This is a genomic window from Helicobacter sp. MIT 03-1616 (genome assembly GCF_000765685.2).
GTDB classification, from domain to species: Bacteria; Campylobacterota; Campylobacteria; order Campylobacterales; family Helicobacteraceae; genus Helicobacter_C; species Helicobacter_C typhlonius.
Genome location: NZ_JROY02000013.1, coordinates 1 through 15,571, shown reverse-complemented (window position 1 = coordinate 15,571; position 15,571 = coordinate 1). Strand labels below are relative to the sequence as shown.

Below are 15,571 nucleotides of genomic sequence, written 5' to 3'. Positions count from 1 at the left end.
TTTCTATAAAGGAATTATTATGCTTCCAATTTATCATCTGTTGCCCCCTCGTTTGCGAGAAAAGATAGTAAAGGAAATTCTAGTTTCATTAGGGATTGGTTCTGGTAGTGGAGTAGAGACAAGTGGTGAAAGGGCTGTGCTAGAATTATTAAATAAAAAGTCTCAATCACTTTGTATCTTTGATGTAGGCGCAAATGTAGGTAAATATTTGCAACTTTGCACTTCAGTTTTCACCCCCCCCCCCCCGCAGCTAAATAAAACACAATATGCCATAGATATACATTGTTTTGAACCCTCCACTTTTACTTTTGCAAAGCTGAATGAGACTGCCAAACTCTGCAATGCTCCTCATATACATATTACACTTAATAACTGCGCGCTTAGCAATACACAAGGAAATGCTACCTTATATTATGATACACAAGGTTCAGGTTTAGCCTCTCTAAGCAAGAGGCGTTTAGAACATTTTCAAATTGATTTTAAAGAAAGCGAAGAAATACAGACAATGAGGCTTAGTTCATATTGCAAGGAGCGAGAAATTACACATATTCATCTACTAAAGCTTGATGTGGAGGGGTATGAGCTTAATGTGTTAGAAAGTGCCAAGACATTATTTGAAGCAAAAGCCATTGATATGGTGTGTTTTGAATTTGGTGGTTGCAATATTGATACGCGTAGCTTTTTTCAAGATTTTTGGTATTTTTTCAAAGCATATAATTTTTCACTTTATAGAATCTTGCCTAATAGCACTTTTTTACATATTAAGTCTTATAAAGAAATCTACGAACAATTTACTACGACAAATTATCTTGCTTGTGCGTCTGAAGTGGCTATGGATATTGGGCAATAAGGTTTGTTGTAGGGCAAAATGAATGAGATTTAAAATATCAATTTTTAGAATCTCATTCATAATGAGCTAATAAGCCTCGCAGTTTCCGCAAAAGATTCTAATTACATAGGCTTTTTTGGGCAGATTTTAATCATATTTACAGATTCTATTTTATCAATCTTGCAGTCTCCCTAGCTCCGCAAATATTCTTGCAAGGCATAGGCTTCGTTTATATTACTATTTTGTATCTCTTTGATTGCTTCAATCGCTACACGCGCTGCTGATAGTGTAGTAAAATAGGGGATAGAGTTTTTAATAATCTGTGTGCGGATAAGATGCGTATCACCCTTATTTGAGTGGTGGTCGCTCGTATTGATAGCAAGGGCAATTTGACCATTCGCCATTTTATCAATGATGTTTGGGCGACCCTCACTTACTTTTAGAATCTGTGAAGATTCTATATTGTTCTCGCGTAACGCGCGATAAGTTCCCTCTGTGGCGCAAATACTGAATCCTAGCTCAACAAATTTACGCGCCAAAGCCACACCCTCTTTTTTATCAAAATTTGCGAGAGAGAGGAAAATCTCGCCTTGACTAGGTATAGCATTTTTACTCGCTAATTGACTTTTAGCAAAGCTCAAGCCAAAGCTTTTACCAATCCCCATAACTTCGCCTGTGCTTTTCATCTCCGGTCCTAGTGAGAGTTCCGCGCCTGTGAGTTTATTAAATGGAAACACAGATTCTTTGAGACAAACATAATGGAGTGGCTTAGGCTTCAGCACATTCGCACTAAAGTCAATCCTATCATATTTATCATAGAAATGTAGTGCTTCGCAGAGTATGCTTGAATCTACTCCTTTTTGTGCGTGTGGATTTTCTGTCTTTATAGAATCTATATTTTTGAGATTGTGATGCCACATCACGCGGGTAGCAACTTTTGCCAAAGGAATGCCTGTGGCTTTACTTACAAATGGCGCGGTGCGTGAAGCGCGAGGATTAACCTCAATGAGATAAAGCTCTTTATTATAAATGGCATACTGCACATTCATAAGCCCCACAACTTCAAGCTTCAAGGCGATTTGTGCGGTCGTCCTCTCAATTTCTTTAAGCATAGATTCACTGATATTTATTGTGGGCAGTGAGCTCGCAGAATCCCCGCTGTGAATCCCCGCCTCCTCTATATGCTCCATAATCCCCCCGATATACACGCTTTTCCCGTCACTGATACAATCTACATCAAGCTCAATAGCATATTCTAAAAACTTATCTATCAGCACCGGTGAGCTATCACTCACTGCAATCACTTCGTCCATATAGGTTTTGAGCTCTTCATCATTAAAGACAATCCGCATAGCGCGCCCACCAAGCACATAACTAGGGCGCACAAGCACAGGAAACCCAATGCCATTTGCGACACTAAAAGCCTCCTCTTTTTTATAGGCTATGCCATTTTTGGGTTGATTAAGCCCTAGCTCACTCACAAAAGCCGCGAATTTCTCCCTATCCTCTGCAATGTCAATCGCCTTTACCGAGGTGCCAATAATCTTAGCGTTAATGCTTTGTAGGGAATGTGCGAGTTTAAGCGGGGTTTGTCCGCCAAAATGCACGATGATTCCATCTGGATTCTCACGCTCAATCACTGAACGCACACGTTCAAAATCAATAGGCTCAAAATACAGCACATCGCTTGTGTCATAATCTGTGCTTACCGTCTCTGGATTGCAGTTATACATAATGCTTTGCACGCCCAAATCACGCAACGCAAAGCTAGAATGCACACAGCAGTAATCAAACTCAATGCCTTGTCCTATGCGGTTTGGTCCTCCGCCAATAATCATTACCTTTTGCAATGCAGTTTTAGATTCTATGTTGTTAGAATCCGCAATTCTAGTATTTGTGGTGTTGCTTTGTGAAATCGTTTCGCCTATTGTTTCAAAATTACCGATTGTGGAATACAAATAAGGCGTAAGGCTAGGAAACTCCGCCGCACAGGTATCAACTTCATTATATCGAGGTATAATGCCTAGCTCTTTTCGTGCCTGATAGACTTGAAATTCACTCACATCAAGTTTATCGTTGCGCTTGAGTAAAAAGGCAATCATTTTATCGCTAAAGCCATAGCTTTTGATGCGCCGCATTAGTGCGCTGTCGTTTAGAATCTGCGTGGTAATGTGTGATTCTGCTTCTATAATCTCGCTTATTTGGTGCAAAAACCATTTATCAATCTTACATAGCTCGTGTATTTCATCAATGCTAAGCCCCTGTCTCAAGCCCTCTGCAACATAGAGGAGGCGATTTGCATTCGGGCGTCTTATCTCTTTTTTTATTATCTCTATATCATCACAGATTGGATTAAATCCATAAACACCTGTTTCAAGGCTACACAACGCCTTTTGCAAAGATTCTTTAAAAGTGCCGCCAATCGCCATTACTTCGCCGATAGACTTCATACCTGTGGTGAGTGTAGAATCTGCTTTGGGGAATTTCTCAAAGGTAAAGCGTGGAATCTTTGTAACAATATAGTCAATGCTTGGCTCAAAACTCGCCGGTGTGCCTGTAATGTCATTTTTAATCTCATCAAGTGAGAATCCAACCGCAAGCATTGTCGCAACTTTGGCAATAGGATAACCTGTGGCTTTAGAAGCAAGAGCGGAGGAGCGCGAAACGCGGGGATTCATTTCAATAACGGTCATTCTGCCATTTTGGGGATTTATGGCAAATTGCACATTGCTCCCGCCTGTATCTACGCCAATTTCACGTAGGATTTTAAAACTCGCATCACGCATTCGCTGATACTCTTTATCTGTAAGCGTGAGGGCTGGAGCAATCGTAATAGAATCTCCGGTATGCACGCCCATAGGGTCAAGATTCTCAATGCTACACACGATAATGCAGTTATCATTTTTGTCGCGTATAACTTCCATTTCATATTCTTTCCAACCAAGCAAGGATTCCTCAATGAGAATCTCGCTAATAGGGCTTGTCTCTAAGCCATTTTTAGCCACTGCCTTAAACTCATCAATATTATATGCCACGCCGCTGCCACCACCTGCAAGTGTGTAACTCGCGCGAATAATAAGCGGGAATCCTATCTCTTTTGCTGCCTCTAAGGCTTCTTCCTCTGTGTAGGCATAGCGGGATTTTGGCAAGTCCATACCAATTTTAAGCATTGCTTCTTTAAAAGCCTGTCTATCCTCGCCCTTTTTAATCGCGCTAGGATTTGCACCCAAAAATGTTATGCCCTCTAACATTCCCTTTTCATACATACTCATTGCTACATTAAGCGCGGTTTGTCCGCCCATAGTGGGTAAAATGGCGTCAATTTTTTCTTTGGCAATAATATTTGCGATAATCTCCTCTGTGATAGGCTCAATGTAGGTTTTATCGGCAAAGTCCGGGTCTGTCATAATCGTGGCGGGATTAGAATTTATGAGTATGACACGATAGCCTAGAGATTTGAGCGTTTTCACCGCCTGTGTGCCTGAATAGTCAAATTCACAAGCTTGTCCTATGACAATAGGACCTGAACCAATAAGTAAAATTGTATGAATGTCGGTGCGTTTGGGCATAAAAATCCTTTATTTGCGCTTAAATGCGTGTAATTATATCTAAAAAGTGCTGAATCTATAATCGTATGCAAAAGGCGAGTTTAGAAAAATTTATTAAGAATTTCTAGCCATTTTTGCGGAATCTTGTCTATAAGATAGATCCCAAATTCCCTATAAAGCAAAAAGAAGAGCCAATACCACAAAAGTAAGGAAAGTAGCCACGATATGCTCCACGAGATAAAAGTGGTAAATGTGAAAATGACATTATATAATGTATCAATAATACGCGCGAATCTTGATGGCTTGGGTTTTGTTTTTCTAGGTTTTTTGAAAAGTGCTTTTTTACGTTCTGCAAATAATTGTTTTATTGATTTAGGTGTTTTAGGATTGTGTGAATGTTGAGAAGTAGGCATTAGAGAAGCGCTTGAATGATTTTATAAAGTGCAAATAATGCTAAAAGACGCAAGGGTAGTGCAAGTCGCAGGGTGTAAAAGTATCTTTTAAATGTGGGATTAGTATGTGCTGGAGGTGTTAAACCAAAAAAGAGATAAGTAATCCATTGTAGTGCATAGAAAATCCCAAGAAGCACATCAACCAATACAGAGAAAGTTTCAGGTTGTATCAACATTGTATTCCTTAAAATATGATAGTTTTGTTGCCATAGACAAAGATTCTATCTTCAAGTGCGAGATTGAGTGCGCGGGATAGGACAATCTTTTCAATATCGCGTCCCGCCCTTTGCATATCCTGCCACGAAAAATTATGATTAATAGCAATCACATCTTGGGTGATAATAGGTCCCTCATCAAGATTCTCATTGACAAAATGTGCCGTAGCCCCGATAATCTTTACACCGCGTTTGTGGGCTTGTTTGTAAGGATTTGCCCCCACAAATGCAGGGAGAAAGCTATGATGAATATTAATGATTTTATTTTCAAATTGTTGTGTAAATTCACTACTTAAAATTCTCATATATTTGGCTAAGACAAGATAGGAAAATTCAAACTGCGCCAACACTTTTAGAATCTCCTCTTCGTGCTGCTGCCTTGAAATATCTTCCGCACTAATGTGAAAAAATGGTATATTAAACTTATTGCTCAAAGGCTTTAGAATCTCGTGATTACTGATAATAGCCTTGATATTAGCATTTAGCTCCCCACTCTCAAAGCGTAGCAACAAATCGCCTACGCAATGATTTTCCTTTGTGCAAAGAATGATGATATTTTTCTTACAAACAGGCTGGATTTTTAATGTGCTATTGGGGGGCAAAATCGCCGAAATTTTCGTATAAAGCAAAGATTCATCACTCTCGCCACTCACCTGTGTGCGCATAAAAAATCGCTCATTTTCTTTATCTACATACTCATCGTTTCGCTCAATATTGAGCCCTAACTCATAAAGCACGGAGGAGATGTGATAGATTAGCCCCTTTTTGTCCGGCGCGCTGATAAGAATAACACTTTGAGGTGCGCATTCACTTAAAAGTTTTGAATCTTGCTTCATAAATATGCTCTTATCTTACAAAGTCGCCTTGAGTTGTGGGGAAAAAAGGGATAGAATCTTGCTACTTGCAGATTCTAAAAACTTATCCATATAGGCTTCAAACTTGTCTTTCTTAAGCCACACGGCGTTTTCAACCCCTGCTTGTGCCTTGAGTGTAGCGACTGCCTCTTGCATAGAAGCGACTTTATCAATGAGACCAAGTTGAGCTGCAATGTGCGCTGAAAATACCTTACCTTCTGCAAATTCTCTATAATCCATCACTTTAAGTTTTGAGCCACGAGCCTGAATCACATCTTGCCTAAAAAGTTCATATTGTTCTAAAATGAGATTTTCTATAAATAGCTTCTCCTCTTCACTCCATTGACGCGTTGAAGTGCCTACTTCTTTGTATTCTCCCGCTTTAACGCTTTGTTCTTTAATGCCTATTTTTGCCATTAGCTCTTCGATATTTACACCGCTAAAAATCACACCAATAGAGCCAACGAGCGCACCACGATTAGCATAAATTTCTTTAGCATACATCCCAGCATAGTAGCTTCCACTTGCCATTGAACCGCGCACATAGGCAATAACAGGTATTTTTTGATTAAGATTTTTTACCATATCGGCGATTTCGATACTCGCACCCACCGAGCCACCGGGCGAATCAATAACAAGCAATACACCCTTAATATTTTTGTTTTTGATGATTTTTTCAATCTGTGCAGCAAAGCTATCACTCTCATAAATTGGCGTAGTGAGATAAAGTTTAGCGAGATTAGGGGGAGTAGAATCCTCCTCATCATAATCTGGCACGAAAATTAAAAGTACGATGAGTAAAAGCACAAAAACCTTGAAATATTTGCTGATAAAATCAAGCGGGGCTGTAAAAATACGACCGATATTACGCAAATCGTCCATTTTGTAAGCCTAGAGTGTAGCGATACATTCAATCTCTACAAGCGCGTTTTTGGGTAGAGTTTTTACGGCAATCGTGCTTCTAGCTGGTTTATGTGAGCCAAAATATCGCGCATAGACTTCATTGAGCGCGTTAAAATCATTCATATCAGCCAAGAATACGCTTGTTTTGAGCACTTTTTGTAGGCTACTTCCGGCAGATTCTAAAATTGCCTCGAGATTTTCAAGTACTTGTGTGGTTTGAGCGACAATATCACCATTTATAAAATCACCTTGAGGTGTAAGCGCGATTTGTCCTGAAGTAAAAATAAGTCCATTGTAAGTGTAGGCTTGAGAATATGGACCTATGGCTTGTGGCGCATTTGGTGTGCTGATTGTATTGCTTGTTTGCATAAGAATCCTTAAAAAGCAAAAATTAAGCTATAATTCTAACACCAAAGTTTAAATCGCAGGGAGTAAAAATGCGTATAAAAAGTGTTTTAGCGGGCATAATTGCAAGTGCAGTAGCGATGTGGGCGGACAATATGATACTTGATTTTGAGACGATTGCACGGATAGAGTTAAATCTCAAACCTAACCAAACATTGATGATAGATCATAAAAGGGGTGTATTGCTTGGTATTATGGAGATTCAGTCCAATGGCTCAATCAAGCGTCTTCCTATCCCAAAAGAGCTGCTCGGCAAAAATGAAGCTGATGTTATGGGCGGAAAAAAAAGTGGTTATGAAAGCACCACAAGCCACTTTGGTGGTGCACAAACAACAATATATAGCAAAACACAAAAGGATAAAAAAGGGGATACATCAAGCAATGTCGCAAAAATCAAGGGCACAGCACAGATTCCAAGTGGTAAGCAAAAGGGTGTAGAGAATTCAAAGGCGGGGAACACAAAGAGGGCAGGGGACTTTGAATGGGATAAGAGTAAGATTATCTACGAGCAGCAAGAAGAGACGCTTGAGATTGAGCGTTAAAATTTAAGATGTATCTTGCCACGTTTATTTCAAAATATGGGATTCTGAAATGAAAAAATATCAAAGCGTTTTTAGAATCTCTCCGCATAGTCTGCAACAAAAAGATTTGGCTAGAATTTGCGGAGATTCTAGAATCTTGCTCGCACGATTAAAAAGAGCAAAAATGTATGAAAAAGTAAAAAGTATGCTCGTAGGGTATTGTTTTTGCTTAAAAAACCGATATAGAAAAGATTCTGTATTTGGGAAAATAAACATTAAGGAAGAGCGATGAGGGTTACATTTGGCACGAAATACAACCAAATGAATTACTATCAAGGCACGATGCAAAGTAAGCTTATGGATATGAATACAAAAATTGCTTCTGGGCTAAAGATTCAGTATGGATACCAAGATAGTAGCGTGTTTAATCAAAATCTAAAGCTTGAGTATGAAAAAATCAATTTGGATCAGGGGATTGATGTGAGTAATGATGCTCACACCGCCACGCTCAACACTGATAAAGCTCTCTCCGAGCTTTCAATTACTGCAGAGCAGTTTAACACAAAGCTTCTTCAAGCGGCAAACGATATTCACTCGCCGACTTCGCGTGAGGCGATTGCAAGGGACTTAGAAAAACTCAAAGAGCATATGATAAATATTGCAAATACCGCGATTGGCGGGGAGTTTCTCTTTGCAGGAAGCAATGTAAAAATTCGCCCATTTGAGCCAGATGGCACCTATAAGGGCAATAATGACAGACTTGAGGCACTCGTGAGTAATAACAATCTCATACCTTATAATATCACCGGTGAGGAGCTGTTTTTCGGGCGAGATTCAGACTATCATAAGAGTATTACGAGCAATATCCGCAAATTTAATCAAACAAAGCTTAACAACGACATTATGGATAGAATCCGGCGAGGGGATATACCCGAGGAGATTTATATCAAGGCGACCGATACCCTGCGCGACTTGATAGGGGATAATGATAATGATACAAGCAACAATGGCAAGGAGTATTTTTATTTACGGGGGGTGCGCCCAGATGGCACGAGCTTTAAAAGCAAGTTTGAATTTGATGTAGGTTACAAAAACGAGAGAAATGCCACAAAGGTGCAGGATTTGCTCGATAGAATTGGCAAGGAGTATGGCAACACAAGCAAGAATAAAGTTGTCGATGTGAGCTTGAATTTTTGGGGAGAGATTGAGATAAAAAATCTCAAGCCCGGCAATGCAAATTTGGACTTTCATCTTATCTCAAGCGATACCGATGTAGAGAATCTTGATGATTTACCTGCGCTTGGGGCGCGTGTGAGTAGTTTTCAAAAAAGCCATTTTATGGGGCAATTTTCGCAAAGCAGTATGAAAGCAATTAAGAGCAATTACGACCACAGAGAGCTTACTTTTCCTTCAACCTTGCTCACAAAGGATAATTTTCCGGCTACACTCAACACAAAACTTAAGGATGTGTTGCACGAAGATGTGAAAACGCTTGTAATTGGTGGCACGCGTCCAAATAATGATGATGGTAGTATCAATGAAGAGCCTATTGAGGCACTAAGTGTGAATGTCGATGATGATTTAGAAGTGCAGGACTTACTTGCTATGGTAAAGAATCATTTTGGTGGTAAATTAGAGGGCGAAATTATACGCGGTGAGCTAGTTTTTAAAGATATGAATGTAACGCACAAAGATAGGGATTTAATGAATCCACCGTTTAATGGACCGAGCGGATTCTCACTCTCGCTTACTACATTAAATGACTTGGGAATGGAGACTAAGGGCTTAAGGAGTGATTATCGCACAGAATATGATAGAGTGAGTTTTGAAAATCAAGGCTCTAAGCTCATTTCTAATGTATCGCAGATTCTAGCAAGTGGTATGGGCTATGCAACCGATGAGACAAAACTCGCAGAAGTTGCGGGAGGCAGCCTTAAAGGACAGACTTATTATCTTGATTTAGAGGACCATAATGGAATCCCACTTCAAGCGCGTATTGAGTTTCACGACAAAGGGAGCTATCTTGTGTTGCCAAATGCGGACTTTGATATTACAAATCCTGAGTCTCAAGCTGAATTTTTTATACCATTTTATAATCCGCACGATGAACCACCGGCGGTAACTATCAGCAAACCCGATGATGTAACTTATCGCCAGTTGCTTGATATGATAAGCATAGCATTAAATTATAGTAATAAACCAATGAGTGATTATCAAAATGTGCAGGTGCAAAACGATACACCCACACAGGCAGGAAAGAATGCTTACGAGGTGCTTCTCAACCATACAAATGGGCGTGTGAGCGTGTATCTTAGCAAGGACGGACGCATAGAGATTAGCGATGAAATGCGTTCGGTTTCGCGTATGAAATTTATGATTTATGATAAAAGCAGTAATGATTTTAGTGAGCAAGGCATACGCGATTATCGTGCCTCGCTTACTTTTAATGCAAATAATGCACTTATTATTGACCAGCCAGATGTTGATTTTTTCAATTCTGTAGATGAAATCATTCAGGCGGTGCGCTCTGGTGTGTATCGCCCAGATGCGTATGGTGAAGAATATACCGACCAAATGCGTAATAAAGGGATTCAAAATGGCATTGAGCTTTTTGGACATTTAAGCGACCATATTGAAAAAATGATTGCGCTTAATGGCTCACATGGACGCAGTTTTGAAAATGTAATAAGGAGGAATGAGATTTTGCGTGTGCAAATAGAATCTGTAAAGAGTGATGTGATTGGCACGGATATTGCCGATACTTACAATCGCTTTTCGAATCTTACCACAAATTATAATGCAGTGCTTGCTTCGACAAGTCGTATCAATCAAATGTCATTGGTGAATTATCTATGATGTGTATTCCTATACTTCGATACAATCATATCCGTGATATGCAGGATTCTTATAGTGTTTCACCTAGTGTATTTGAAAAGCAGGTTCGATATTTGCAGAGTAAATCGTATCAATTTTTGGGCTTTGATGACTTGCTTTTATATAAAAAAGACGGCGAGGTGATAAATAAAAAATGTATCTTGCTTACTTTTGATATTGCGTGGCGAGATATTTATATGAATGCTTATGAGATTCTAAAAAAATACAATCTCAAGGCGGGGCTATTTGTCGTAACAGAATGGGTAGATGAAGCTTCAAGACTCGAGCGGGATTATGTGCAGATTCCACACAATGAGTGCAAAAACGCACTTTTAGATAATGCAAGGGGCGTTATGTGTAATTGGGACGAGATTAGAGCAATGAAAGATGTTTTTAGTATGGGATCGATGACGCATACTTATCAATTTTCAAATGCTACTTCACCTATGACTTGGCACGAGGATTTTGAGCTCTCAAGGCGCTTGATTAAAGAACGGCTTGATGTGGATACAAAGCATTTGGCTTGGCCTGATGGTAGCTACAATCAAGGTTTGCTCCGCAGTGCAAAAAGCATAGGGTATGAAGTATTTTACACGATGGACGAGGGGCTAAACCACCCAACAGACAACAATGACGCACTCAAGCGTTACACAGCTAGAGATAGTCTCTTTTGGTTAAAAAAGTATTTATTTGCTACTTCAAGTACAAGAAATTTTGTAATTGGCAAGATTTTTTTATAATATATGCTATAATCGAAGCTAAATTTAAGATTGAGAGGAAGAAAAATGAGAATCTTGGTGATTGAAGATGATCCAACTTTATGTAAAAATATAACAGAGGCGTTGAATGAGCGCAGCTATCAAACTGATGTCGCGGAAAATCTAAAAGATGGTGAGTATTATATTAGTATTCGTAACTATGATTTAGTGTTAGCAGATTGGGATTTGCCCGATGGCTGTGGGCTCGATATTGTCTCGCAAGTAAAGGATAAGTCTCCACGTACACCTGTGCTTGTAATCTCTAATAAGATTGCAGCAGACAACGAGATTCGAGCTTTTAAGGATGGTGCAGACGACTTTGTAGCGAAGCCATTTAATATGCAAGTGCTTTTGACAAGAATCCAAGCGAGATTACGTTTCTGGGGTTCTAGCGTGATTGAAATCGAGGATTTAGTTATTAATCCTGATGAGGAAAAAATCACTTACAAAGGGCAGGAAATTGAAGTTAAAGGTAAGCCTTTTGAGGTGCTTACTCATCTTGCGCGTCATCGTGACCAAATTGTTTCTAAAGAGCAACTACTTGATGCAATTTGGGAAGAGCCAGAGCTTGTAACGCCAAATGTTATTGAAGTAGCAATCAATCAGATTCGTCAAAAAATGGATAAACCTCTCAATATCGGCACGATAGAAACGGTGCGCCGCAGGGGATATCGCTTCTGCTATCCTAAGAAGCCAAGTGATGTTTAGTTTCAATCACTTTTAAGTCTCAAATGGTATAATTCCTCCGCTTCCTTGCAGACTTATGCAATAGATTTATGGGACAACGCTTCAGGGTGGGAACACAGCAGAGCATCTTATATCTTTATGTGCCATAAGCCCCTGCAGGGGGGTTTCTTTCATTATTTGATTTCAGTTTTTTATTTTTATGATGTTTGGTTATTTTTTAAGAGGTTAAAATGTGGATTACTCGTCAGCTCACACCAAATTTTCGGCAGGAATACACTATTGATACGAAGATTCTAGACGCGCGTAGCACGCATATTGTGGAGATTTTTAAGAGTGTTGATTTTGATGAAGTGGCGATGATAAACCAAACTCATCTTATGTTGCAAAAATATCTTTTTATAGAATCCGAGTTATTAGCTCATCTCCCACTATGTGTATTGCCTAATCCAAAGAATATTTTGCTTTTTGATAGCTTTAATCTCGAGATTGCCTATGAGTGTTTGAAGCACGATGTAAGCGTGGATTGTGTGCAGGGCGATAAGAAAAGCCTAGATTCTTTTATGAGTTTTTTGCCACATTTTCATCAAGTGATGAATAATCCACATTTTAAACTTTTTAGCCAAGTGATAGATTTAGATGTGAAAAAGTATGATGTAATCATTGCCGATTTGATCGCTTCAAAGCATCAAATTGATGGTTTTTTTCGTATGCTAGGTGAGCGAGGGATTCTTATTGTTCGCAATCATCACCCATTGCTTGAGGAGGATTTATTCATACAGAAAGTGAGCGACTGCACGGATTTTTTCAATATCGTAATGCCATTTTTCCCTAGCTTGAGCATTTTGAGTGATAAAAGCTATATTTTTGCATCCAAAGCCTTTCATCCTTTGGCAGATATGCTTCTTCAAAAGATAGACCTTCTTCCACAACTACAATATTATAATGCTCATATACACGAGAATGCTTTTACTCTTCCTAATTTTTTATTTGAAAAAATCCAGCATATTGCTAAGTTTTAGGTTGAATATATGGAGTTAAAACACGCGATTGCTCTTACAGGTTCGATAGGAAGCGGTAAGAGCACTTTGGTTAATTTTCTTGCGCTTTATGGATACAAGAGTATTTGTGCTGACACAATTTCTCATCAAATGCTTGAAAAGCATAGTGCGGAAGTTATAGAGGCTTTTGGAGAGGGGATTACTAATAAAAATGGTGTCATTGAGCGTAAAAAACTCGGGGCAATTATCTTTGCCTCTCCCAAAGAGCGCGAAAAATTAGAGTCTATTTTGCACCCATATATTTACCAAGAGATACTTGCCCAAGCCAAAGAACTTGAAAAAAAGGGCGTATGGTATTTTTTAGATATTCCTTTGTTTTTTGAAGTGGGCGGCAAGGAGGCTTATCCTGTGGCGCGATCACTTGTAGTCTATACTCCAGTAAAAGAAGCGATTGAACGCGTTGTGCAGCGCGATAATCTCACTCTTGAAGAAGCAAAAATGCGTCTAGAGGCGCAAATGTCTATTGAGGAAAAATGTCGTTTGGCTGATGATATTATCGGTAATGACGGGACTCTGCGTGCTTTGCAGCAACGCATAGAATCCTATATTAATTCTCTTCCAAAATAAAGATTCTTAAAGAGGCAGTATGCAGTTTATCAAATATAGCAGTAGTGGTAACGATTTCCTTGTCTTTCACACTGATGTGTGTGATAATGGCACGCGCGCTTCTCTTGCGAGACGCGTGTGTGAGCGGCATAATGGCATAGGTGCTGATGGTATGGTAGTGCTTATTCCTGCAAAAAATGTGGATTATGCGTATGAATGGGAATTTTATAATGCTGATGGCTCAAGAGCCAAAATGTGTGGGAATGCAAGCAGAAGTGTGGGGCATTACGCATACACAGAGGGCATTGCTCCTAGAACCCATTGTTTTTTGAGTGAGGTGGGACTGATTGGTATTGAGCTAGATAAAGATGATACAACGCTCGTGCAAAGCGATTTGGGCGTATATACGCTTATACAGGAGCATATTATAGAATCTAATCCCTATGGTGTGGATTCGTGGAGTTTGCTTGATACCGGTGTGCCTCACTTGGTGGGATTTGTGGAATGTGAAAATGCCCTACCGACAAAGCGAGATACTATCCTAAGGGATTTACGCGTGAAATATAATGCGAACATTACCCTTGTGTGTGTGGGGGCGGAGCGTATAGAATATATGACTTATGAGCGCGGAGTTGAGGATATTACCCTTGCGTGTGGCACGGGAGCCGCTGCGGCTTTTGTTTTGGCGTTAAGAAATGGCTTGTGTGAAAACAAGGCAGTGCTTATCCCACCGAGCAAAGAAACTTTGTGGTTGAGCTTGGGGGCAGATTCACATATTTTGTTTAAGGGCGAAGTGAAGCGCATTGCGCGTTGTGATTGGTTTTTGGGCGAGTAGAAAATAGAATTTTACTTAAAGAAAGTCTTAATAAAAGGGGTGATGTATAAAAAAAGATAAATTTAAAATAGTGCGGGGGGGGGGTATAACACCTCTTATGTAGAATCCTCTTTTATTTATTCTTTTTTATCAAAACTTCGTTTGCATATTGTTTCATTTTTTTTTACCTCATAAAGACTTAGATTCTAAAACTTATACACTTTATAGAAATATCTCCATCTTTGCGTTTATGCACCACTTGGTGTGTATAGTAGTGATATGTCGCAATTTGACGCCGGAGGCATTAGAGACTATGTGCATACTTTGTGGGGTGTTTAATACTTTTGTTTTTGTGAGTGATTATGGCTCTATAAGATCATTTTATCCTGCAAAATCCTACTTTATAAATATTTACATTCTTTGATAACGCATCTACCTTAGCAACAAATGAGCTTTGCTAATGCGAGAAGTATAATCGACTACGATAGGCATTATGATAGTGAGGTATGCGCACTTTTATATCTCGGCGAATATTTGGAATGGCTAAAGAGTGAGGAGATATTATGATAATACGCAATTTTATCATAAGCGATCATAGAGGTTTTGATAGTATTGGTATTTCTCGTGATAACCAGATTAATGAAGTGCAACCAGATACGCTTTTGCTCTTTAAAGATTTTATATATTGTGGTGATGTGAGGATTGATTCTAGATTGATGATAAATTATGATATGGCGAGTATATTTTGTGCCAATCTTCCGCAAGGTTGTATAAATGTGCTTCCACACATACTTGAAAACTACCTCAAAAATCGCTCTGTGATTAGCACTATTCCTGCCCATTGGGATTTGAGTTTTTACAAAGAGAATGAGTGGATTTTAAATCATATCTATCACGTCAAGGGAAGCATCTATGACAGGGAGGATTGGCAAGGAGATAAGCGAGGAAAAAGTGGTGAAATAAGAATTGATGGCATAATGCATTAGTTTTTTATCAATTCACATTGTTTATTAAGCCCACTTTAAGCCTCGCTTTTGTAATATTTCACTCCCATTTGATTGAGCTTCTGTCTCTTCTTGTAGGTTTAGCAAATGTATGAGCTTTTTT

The 15,571-nt window shown here is 39.2% G+C and carries 15 protein-coding genes and 1 other RNA gene; 11 read left to right on the top strand and 5 right to left on the bottom strand.

Features of this window, described 5'->3' with window-relative positions; genetic code table 11:
* Positions 1-19 precede the first annotated feature (19 nt).
* Positions 20-850 (top strand): FkbM family methyltransferase, encoded by an 831-nt coding sequence (locus tag LS67_RS08345; RefSeq protein WP_082628713.1) that lies wholly within the window; start codon positions 20-22, stop codon positions 848-850.
* A 170-nt stretch (positions 851-1,020) separates the two neighbouring features.
* Here LS67_RS08345 and carB read toward each other — a convergent pair whose 3' ends face one another.
* The 5 genes from carB to LS67_RS08320 all read right to left on the bottom strand — a co-directional run bounded on the left by carB (position 1,021) and on the right by LS67_RS08320 (position 7,170).
* Positions 1,021-4,398, bottom strand: coding sequence for a carbamoyl-phosphate synthase large subunit (carB, locus tag LS67_RS08340; protein WP_034326009.1), 3,378 nt, complete (start codon positions 4,396-4,398; stop codon positions 1,021-1,023).
* A gap of 391 nt (positions 4,399-4,789) precedes the next feature.
* On the bottom strand, positions 4,790-5,005 hold the full coding sequence (locus tag LS67_RS08335) for a hypothetical protein (RefSeq protein WP_011116529.1): 216 nt from the start codon (positions 5,003-5,005) through the stop codon (positions 4,790-4,792).
* Between the two features lie 8 nt (positions 5,006-5,013).
* A complete protein-coding gene (gene purU, locus LS67_RS08330) occupies positions 5,014-5,880 on the bottom strand; it encodes a formyltetrahydrofolate deformylase (RefSeq protein WP_052082163.1) in 867 nt (288 codons plus the stop codon).
* Between the two features lie 15 nt (positions 5,881-5,895).
* Positions 5,896-6,780 carry a signal peptide peptidase SppA gene (gene sppA / locus LS67_RS08325; RefSeq protein WP_034326011.1) on the bottom strand — a complete coding sequence of 295 codons (885 nt, stop codon included), beginning with the start codon at positions 6,778-6,780 and terminating at the stop codon, positions 5,896-5,898.
* A 9-nt stretch (positions 6,781-6,789) separates the two neighbouring features.
* Positions 6,790-7,170, bottom strand: coding sequence for a RidA family protein (locus LS67_RS08320; RefSeq protein ID WP_034326012.1), 381 nt, complete (start codon positions 7,168-7,170; stop codon positions 6,790-6,792).
* A 68-nt stretch (positions 7,171-7,238) separates the two neighbouring features.
* On the opposite strand from LS67_RS08320, the gene LS67_RS08315 reads away from it, so the two are divergent.
* The 10 genes from LS67_RS08315 to LS67_RS08275 all read left to right on the top strand — a co-directional run bounded on the left by LS67_RS08315 (position 7,239) and on the right by LS67_RS08275 (position 15,450).
* A complete protein-coding gene (locus tag LS67_RS08315) occupies positions 7,239-7,748 on the top strand; it encodes a hypothetical protein (protein WP_034326014.1) in 510 nt (169 codons plus the stop codon).
* A 49-nt stretch (positions 7,749-7,797) separates the two neighbouring features.
* Complete coding sequence (locus tag LS67_RS08310; RefSeq protein WP_034326015.1) at positions 7,798-8,019, top strand: hypothetical protein; 222 nt, start codon at positions 7,798-7,800, stop codon at positions 8,017-8,019.
* Positions 8,016-10,583, top strand: coding sequence for a flagellar hook-associated protein FlgL (flgL, locus tag LS67_RS08305; protein WP_034326016.1), 2,568 nt, complete (start codon positions 8,016-8,018; stop codon positions 10,581-10,583). The genes LS67_RS08310 and flgL overlap by 4 nt, the downstream gene beginning before the upstream one ends.
* Entirely contained in the window at positions 10,580-11,341 is a 762-nt protein-coding gene (locus LS67_RS08300) for a polysaccharide deacetylase family protein (protein WP_034326017.1), read from the top strand. Before flgL ends, LS67_RS08300 begins: the two co-directional genes overlap by 4 nt.
* A gap of 45 nt (positions 11,342-11,386) precedes the next feature.
* The gene (gene hsrA / locus LS67_RS08295) at positions 11,387-12,067 is read left to right on the top strand and encodes a homeostatic response regulator transcription factor HsrA (RefSeq protein ID WP_034326018.1); all 681 of its coding nucleotides are present in this window, start codon (positions 11,387-11,389) and stop codon (positions 12,065-12,067) included.
* 44 nt (positions 12,068-12,111) lie between these two features.
* Positions 12,112-12,209: signal recognition particle sRNA small type (ffs, locus tag LS67_RS10270), an RNA gene on the top strand.
* 67 nt (positions 12,210-12,276) lie between these two features.
* Positions 12,277-13,065 (top strand): spermidine synthase, encoded by a 789-nt coding sequence (locus LS67_RS08290; RefSeq protein ID WP_034326019.1) that lies wholly within the window; start codon positions 12,277-12,279, stop codon positions 13,063-13,065.
* Positions 13,066-13,074: 9 nt separating this feature from the next.
* Positions 13,075-13,671: a dephospho-CoA kinase gene (gene coaE, locus LS67_RS08285; RefSeq protein ID WP_034326020.1), complete on the top strand. Its 597-nt coding sequence runs from the start codon at positions 13,075-13,077 to the stop codon at positions 13,669-13,671.
* A 19-nt stretch (positions 13,672-13,690) separates the two neighbouring features.
* Positions 13,691-14,485 (top strand): diaminopimelate epimerase, encoded by a 795-nt coding sequence (gene dapF, locus LS67_RS08280; RefSeq protein WP_034326021.1) that lies wholly within the window; start codon positions 13,691-13,693, stop codon positions 14,483-14,485.
* Between the two features lie 542 nt (positions 14,486-15,027).
* The gene (locus tag LS67_RS08275) at positions 15,028-15,450 is read left to right on the top strand and encodes a hypothetical protein (protein ID WP_052099955.1); all 423 of its coding nucleotides are present in this window, start codon (positions 15,028-15,030) and stop codon (positions 15,448-15,450) included.
* The last annotated feature ends 121 nt before the right edge of the window (positions 15,451-15,571 follow it).

Bases quoted from the DNA above. Each gene is read 5' to 3' on its own strand.
- LS67_RS08290 (WP_034326019.1), top strand. From the start codon at position 12,277: ATGTGGATTACTCGTCAGCTCACACCAAATTTTCGGCAGGAATACACT.
- LS67_RS08320 (WP_034326012.1), bottom strand. From the start codon at position 7,170: ATGCAAACAAGCAATACAATCAGCACACCAAATGCGCCACAAGCCATA.
- dapF (WP_034326021.1), top strand. From the start codon at position 13,691: ATGCAGTTTATCAAATATAGCAGTAGTGGTAACGATTTCCTTGTCTTT.
- purU (WP_052082163.1), bottom strand. From the start codon at position 5,880: ATGAAGCAAGATTCAAAACTTTTAAGTGAATGCGCACCTCAAAGTGTT.
- LS67_RS08275 (WP_052099955.1), top strand. From the start codon at position 15,028: ATGATAATACGCAATTTTATCATAAGCGATCATAGAGGTTTTGATAGT.
- hsrA (WP_034326018.1), top strand. From the start codon at position 11,387: ATGAGAATCTTGGTGATTGAAGATGATCCAACTTTATGTAAAAATATA.
- LS67_RS08335 (WP_011116529.1), bottom strand. From the start codon at position 5,005: ATGTTGATACAACCTGAAACTTTCTCTGTATTGGTTGATGTGCTTCTT.
- carB (WP_034326009.1), bottom strand. From the start codon at position 4,398: ATGCCCAAACGCACCGACATTCATACAATTTTACTTATTGGTTCAGGT.
- flgL (WP_034326016.1), top strand. From the start codon at position 8,016: ATGAGGGTTACATTTGGCACGAAATACAACCAAATGAATTACTATCAA.
- LS67_RS08345 (WP_082628713.1), top strand. From the start codon at position 20: ATGCTTCCAATTTATCATCTGTTGCCCCCTCGTTTGCGAGAAAAGATA.
- LS67_RS08315 (WP_034326014.1), top strand. From the start codon at position 7,239: ATGCGTATAAAAAGTGTTTTAGCGGGCATAATTGCAAGTGCAGTAGCG.
- LS67_RS08310 (WP_034326015.1), top strand. From the start codon at position 7,798: ATGAAAAAATATCAAAGCGTTTTTAGAATCTCTCCGCATAGTCTGCAA.
- LS67_RS08300 (WP_034326017.1), top strand. From the start codon at position 10,580: ATGATGTGTATTCCTATACTTCGATACAATCATATCCGTGATATGCAG.
- coaE (WP_034326020.1), top strand. From the start codon at position 13,075: ATGGAGTTAAAACACGCGATTGCTCTTACAGGTTCGATAGGAAGCGGT.
- sppA (WP_034326011.1), bottom strand. From the start codon at position 6,780: ATGGACGATTTGCGTAATATCGGTCGTATTTTTACAGCCCCGCTTGAT.